Source organism: Mesorhizobium sp. M7D.F.Ca.US.004.03.1.1 (assembly GCF_003998635.1).
Classification (GTDB): domain Bacteria; phylum Pseudomonadota; class Alphaproteobacteria; order Rhizobiales; family Rhizobiaceae; genus Mesorhizobium; species Mesorhizobium loti.
The window spans coordinates 1-5,273 of sequence record NZ_RZQG01000402.1; the positions used below are offsets into that span (position 1 = coordinate 1).

At 62.8% G+C, this 5,273-nt stretch carries 4 protein-coding genes, 1 tRNA gene and 1 pseudogene; 3 read left to right on the forward strand and 3 right to left on the reverse strand.

What is annotated here, in order from left to right; genetic code table 11:
* The 3 genes and pseudogenes from EN935_RS21050 to EN935_RS21060 all read right to left on the reverse strand — a co-directional run.
* Nucleotides 1-469 (reverse strand): annotated as a pseudogene (locus EN935_RS21050) (hypothetical protein); the annotation flags it as partial.
* Nucleotides 470-688: 219 nt separating this feature from the next.
* Nucleotides 689-764, reverse strand: a tRNA-Ala gene (locus tag EN935_RS21055).
* A 172-nt stretch (nt 765-936) separates the two neighbouring features.
* Nucleotides 937-1,326 carry a TIGR02300 family protein gene (locus EN935_RS21060; RefSeq protein WP_109665797.1) on the reverse strand — a complete coding sequence of 130 codons (390 nt, stop codon included), beginning with the start codon at nt 1,324-1,326 and terminating at the stop codon, nt 937-939.
* A gap of 206 nt (nt 1,327-1,532) precedes the next feature.
* Between EN935_RS21060 and aroA the strand changes: the two genes are divergently transcribed.
* From aroA to rpsA, 3 genes are all read left to right on the forward strand, one after another.
* Nucleotides 1,533-2,891, forward strand: a complete 1,359-nt coding sequence (gene aroA, locus EN935_RS21065) for a 3-phosphoshikimate 1-carboxyvinyltransferase (protein ID WP_127373576.1) — start codon at nt 1,533-1,535, stop codon at nt 2,889-2,891.
* A gap of 97 nt (nt 2,892-2,988) precedes the next feature.
* Nucleotides 2,989-3,639 (forward strand): (d)CMP kinase, encoded by a 651-nt coding sequence (gene cmk, locus EN935_RS21070; RefSeq protein ID WP_127265480.1) that lies wholly within the window; start codon nt 2,989-2,991, stop codon nt 3,637-3,639.
* Between the two features lie 208 nt (nt 3,640-3,847).
* Nucleotides 3,848-5,273 (forward strand): 30S ribosomal protein S1 (gene rpsA / locus EN935_RS21075; protein WP_127373577.1); only part of this gene is annotated, 1,426 nt, incomplete at its 3' end.

Consider the following 5,273-nt stretch of genomic DNA (forward strand, 5'->3'; position numbering starts at 1 on the left):
CGCACCCCAGGCCCCCTTCGATCTCTTCCCGCCCCTCCAGTTCGGCGGCGTCGGACACCAATCGCGCCAGTTCGCATGAAAGGGGAGAATCCTCCTCGATATCGATGCCGACGCCGAGGAATTCGGTGGATGATCCGACGGCGACGACACACAGGTTTCGAGTATGAGAGATGGAACCGACAATAGCTGTCGGCCAGACTGGTGCACGATTGTCCCCGATCGGGATGACGATGCCGCCTGCGCCAAAGCCCTGCAACGCCTGCCGGGCGTAGAAGCGTCCCGCGCGAAATTCGCGGCGTCGCGCCGGCACGACATTGCCCAGCGAAAGTTCTTCCTCGAGCAGCAGGTCGCGATCGGCTGGAGTGAGATCGCCGCCCTCGACGACGATGCCATCGCTAACCAACCGCCGGACAGCTGTCACCAGTTGGACTGACGAACGATGGTCGCGGAATTCCGGCTCAACAGGCAATGCCATTCCTTTGCCGGGTGCAATTGCTGCCCATTCGATGCTGTCGCGAGTTGTATCAGAGCGTCGCCGATCCGGCCAAGGCCTGGGTATCTGGGGCTGAAATCTGACGGCACGAGACAAGCGCAGTCCCTGTCAGGCGTTGTAACGCGACGCTGGCAAGCCTTTGAAGAGGCGCGGTTATTTCAGCAAGAAGATAGCCAGTTTTGCAGAAAGACTGTTTGGTGGAGCCAATCGGGATCGAACCGACGACCTCTTGAATGCCATTCAAGCGCTCTCCCAACTGAGCTATGGCCCCACTTCCGGCAGTCAACCGGCACCGTTTCCGGCGAAGAGATCCGGCGCGGGTTGGAGACCGCGCCGTTAGTGCAGGCGGCTTCTAACCCCGCCCTTCGTCAATATCAAGCCTTCGAGAGCCGCTTTTTCTTCACAGGCCACGAAAGCCCGCAAACGCCCGCTTTCAAGGCCGATCAGACCTCGTCGTCGTCGTCGCCAACGCCGATCATGTCGGCGACGTCGTCGTCTTCTTCCTCCTCGTCGGCAAGGAAAGTGTCATCCTCGTCGTCGCCGAGGTCGACATCGTCCTCGTCATCGCCGAGATCGGGAAGATCATCGGCCTTGACGTCCTCGTCCGCCTCTTCGAGCGAGACGACCTCAACGCCCTCTTCCTCCTCGGCGTCCACTTCCTTCTCGGCCACTTCCTCTTCCTCCTCGAGAGCGGCAATCTTGCCTTCCTCGAAATAGGAACGCGGATAGGTCTTGCCGGTGTAGGGCGAGACGATCGGGTCCTTGTTCAGGTCGTAGAATTTTCGGCCCGTCTCCGGGTCGATGCGTTTTGTGCCAAGTTCGGTTTTTGCCACGGCAAGCCTCGTCAATAAAAGAGTGGTCCCCTTAACCACAGTTTGCAGCGCTGTCAAAGCGAAAAGCCGGCGTCACAAAACCATGCATTGAAAGGCCTCGCGTCAAGTGACGACCATGGGGATGACCATTTCGGCCCGCCGTGATACGAGACCGCCGCAACAAATGAAAAGCGCCGGCCTGCCGGCATTCCGTCCAGGGAAATTCCATGTCTCACGCCGCCGCCCCCAAGCCGGCCACCGCCCGCCGATCCCCAGCCCTTTCGGGCACCGCTCGCGTGCCGGGCGACAAGTCGATCTCGCACCGTTCCTTCATGTTCGGCGGCCTCGCCTCCGGCGAGACCCGCATCACCGGCCTGCTCGAAGGCGAGGATGTGATGCGCACGGGTGCGGCCATGGAGGCAATGGGCGCGCATATAGAGAAGCGCGGCGCCGAGTGGGTAATCCGCGGCACCGGCAATGGCGCGCTGCTGCAACCGGAAGGCCCGCTCGATTTCGGCAATGCCGGTACCGGCTCGCGGCTGACCATGGGCCTCGTCGGCACCTATGACATGGAAACGACGTTCATCGGCGACGCCTCGCTGTCGGGCCGGCCGATGGGCCGCGTGCTCGAACCCTTGCGCCAGATGGGCGTGCAGGTGCTGAAGGCGACGCCGGGCGACCGCATGCCGATCACGCTGCATGGACCAAAGCATGCCGCCCCGATCACCTATCGTGTGCCGATGGCCTCGGCACAGGTGAAATCGGCGGTGCTGCTCGCCGGGCTGAACACGCCGGGCATCACCACCGTCATCGAACCTGTCATGACGCGCGACCACACCGAAAAGATGCTGAAGGGCTTCGGCGCCAACCTGTCGGTCGAGACCGACGAGCGCGGCGTGCGCCACATCTTCATCGAGGGACAGGGCAAGCTGACCGGCCAGACGATCGCGGTGCCGGGCGACCCCTCCTCGGCCGGCTTCCCGCTGGTGGCGGCACTGATCGTGCCGGGTTCTGACATTGTCATCGAGAACGTGCTGATGAACCCGACCCGCACCGGCCTGCTTTTGACGCTGCAGGAAATGGGCGGCAAGATCGACATCCTCAACGCGCGCAATGCCGGCGGCGAGGATGTCGCCGATCTGCGCGTGCGTTACTCCGAGCTGAAGGGCGTCACCGTGCCGCCCGAACGGGCGCCGTCGATGATCGATGAGTACCCGGTGCTCGCCGTCGCAGCCAGCTTCGCCGAGGGCGAGACGCTGATGCAGGGGCTGGAAGAACTGCGCGTGAAAGAGTCCGACCGGCTATCGGCCGTCGCCAACGGGCTGAAGCTCAACGGCGTCGACTGCACCGAGGGCGAGGCGTCGCTTGCCGTGCGCGGCAAACCGGGCGGCAAGGGACTTGGCGGTCATCCCAACGGCCAGGACACGACCGTGCAGACCCATCTCGACCACCGCATCGCCATGAGCTTTCTGGTCATGGGGCTGGCGACGGAAAAGCCTGTTACCATCGACGATCAGGCGATGATCGCAACGAGCTTTCCGGAATTCATGGGCCTGATGACGGGGCTGGGCGCTGAGATCGGGTGACAGTCGTGGCAATCGCAGCCCTGGGAAAGTGGCGCCTATCATCTCTCGCTTCGTCATCCTGGAGCGAAGCGACGGCGCGGGGGCCGGTGGCCTGCACATGACACACGTCTTCACCATCGCCATCGACGGCCCGGCAGGCGCCGGCAAGGGCACCCTCGCCCGCCGGCTTGCCGACCATTACCGGCTGAACCTGCTCGACACCGGTCTCACTTATCGTGCCGTGGCCTATGCGCTGATCCAGCACGCGCTGCCGCTCGACAATGTCTCGGCCGCCGAGACCGCTGCCCGCCAGGTCAATCTGGCAAAGCTCGACCGGGCGGTCTTGTCGGCGCATGCGGTCGGCGAGGCTGCCTCGAAGGTCGCCGTGTATCCGACAGTGCGGCGCATCCTCGTCGAAAAACAGCGCGATTTTGCCAAAACGCCGCCCGGTGCGGTGCTCGATGGGCGCGACATCGGCACCGTCGTCTGCCCCGACGCCGACATAAAACTCTATGTGACAGCGAGCGCCGAGGTGCGGGCACGACGGCGGCTGGCCGAGATCGAAAGCATCGGCGGCAGCGCCAATTTCGCCGAGATCCTTGCCGATATCGTGCGCCGCGACGAGCGTGACATGGGCCGTGCGGACTCACCTTTGAAGCCGGCCGCCGACGCGCACTTGCTTGATACCAGCGAAATGGCTATAGAAGCCGCGTTTCTTGCAGCCATGGCGATCATCGACGACGTGCTGGCCAAGAGAGACAAGGCCTGATCCGGGTTTTTCCTCGTGTTTCCGTTGTCGGAGGCGAAGAAAATACCCATATCGGGCACGAACCAGCCTGCCAGCATTCTTCATGCGCCGGAATTGCCGCTTAAAGAGCGGCCCAGGGCTTTTGTAGCCCGGAACGCCGGCAGGCCAACGCAACGCTAACCCACGGCGCCCGTCCCGCTTCTAGATGCGGGGCACTCCAGGAGAAACAATGTCAGCTGCAAATCCCACTCGCGATGATTTCGCGAGCCTGCTCGAAGAATCTTTTACCGCCGGTCACTCTGGCGAAGGCCAAGTCGTCAAGGGCATCATCACCGCCATTGAAAAGGACATGGCCATCATCGACGTCGGCCTCAAGGTCGAAGGCCGCGTGCCGCTGAAGGAATTCGGCGTCAAGGGCAAGGACACCACCCTCAAGGTTGGTGACACCGTCGAAGTCTATGTCGAGCGCATCGAGAACGCGCTTGGCGAAGCGATGCTCAGCCGCGAGAAGGCCCGCCGTGAAGAGAGCTGGGTCCGTCTCGAAGAGAAGTTCACCAAGGGTGAGCGCGTCGAAGGCGTCATCTTCAACCAGGTCAAGGGCGGCTTCACCGTCGACCTCGACGGCGCCGTGGCCTTCCTGCCGCGCAGCCAGGTCGATATCCGCCCGATCCGCGACGTCTCCCCGCTGATGCACAACCCGCAGCCCTTCGAGATCCTCAAGATGGATCGCCGCCGCGGCAACATCGTGGTGTCGCGCCGTACCGTGCTCGAGGAGAGCCGCGCCGAACAGCGTTCGGAAATCGTGCAAAACCTCGAAGAAGGCCAGGTTGTCGAAGGCGTCGTCAAGAACATCACCGATTACGGTGCGTTCGTCGACCTCGGCGGCATCGACGGCCTGCTGCATGTCACCGACATGGCATGGCGCCGCGTCAACCATCCGACCGAAATCCTCAACATCGGTCAGACGGTCAAGGTGCAGATCATCCGCATCAACCAGGAAACCCACCGCATCTCGCTCGGCATGAAGCAGCTCGAGAGCGATCCGTGGTCCGAGATCGGCACCAAGTTCCCGATCGGCAAGAAGATCAAGGGTACCGTCACCAACATCACCGACTACGGCGCGTTCGTCGAGCTGGAGCCGGGCATCGAGGGTCTCATCCACGTTTCGGAAATGTCGTGGACGAAGAAGAACGTGCATCCCGGCAAGATCCTGTCGACGACCCAGGAAGTCGACGTGGTGGTGCTCGAGGTCGATCCGGCCAAGCGCCGCATCTCGCTCGGCCTCAAGCAGACGCTCGAGAATCCGTGGCAGGCTTTCGCCTCGAGCCATCCGGTCGGCAGCCAGGTCGAGGGCGAGGTCAAGAACAAGACCGAGTTCGGCCTGTTCATCGGCCTCGAAGGCGACGTGGACGGCATGGTGCACCTTTCCGACCTCGACTGGACCCGTCCGGGCGAGCAGGTCATCGAAGAGTACAATCGCGGCGACATGGTCAAGGCGCAGGTGCTCGACGTCGACATCGACAAGGAGCGCATCTCGCTCGGCATCAAGCAGCTGGCCAAGGATACGGTCGGCGAAGCGGCGACTTCAGGCGAACTGCGCAAGAACGCGGTCGTCACCTGCGAAGTCATCGGCGTCAAGGATGGCGGTCTGGAAG

Coding starts and splice junctions, on each gene's coding strand:
- aroA (WP_127373576.1), top strand. CDS start 1,533: ATGTCTCACGCCGCCGCCCCCAAGCCGGCCACCGCCCGCCGATCCCCA.
- cmk (WP_127265480.1), top strand. CDS start 2,989: ATGACACACGTCTTCACCATCGCCATCGACGGCCCGGCAGGCGCCGGC.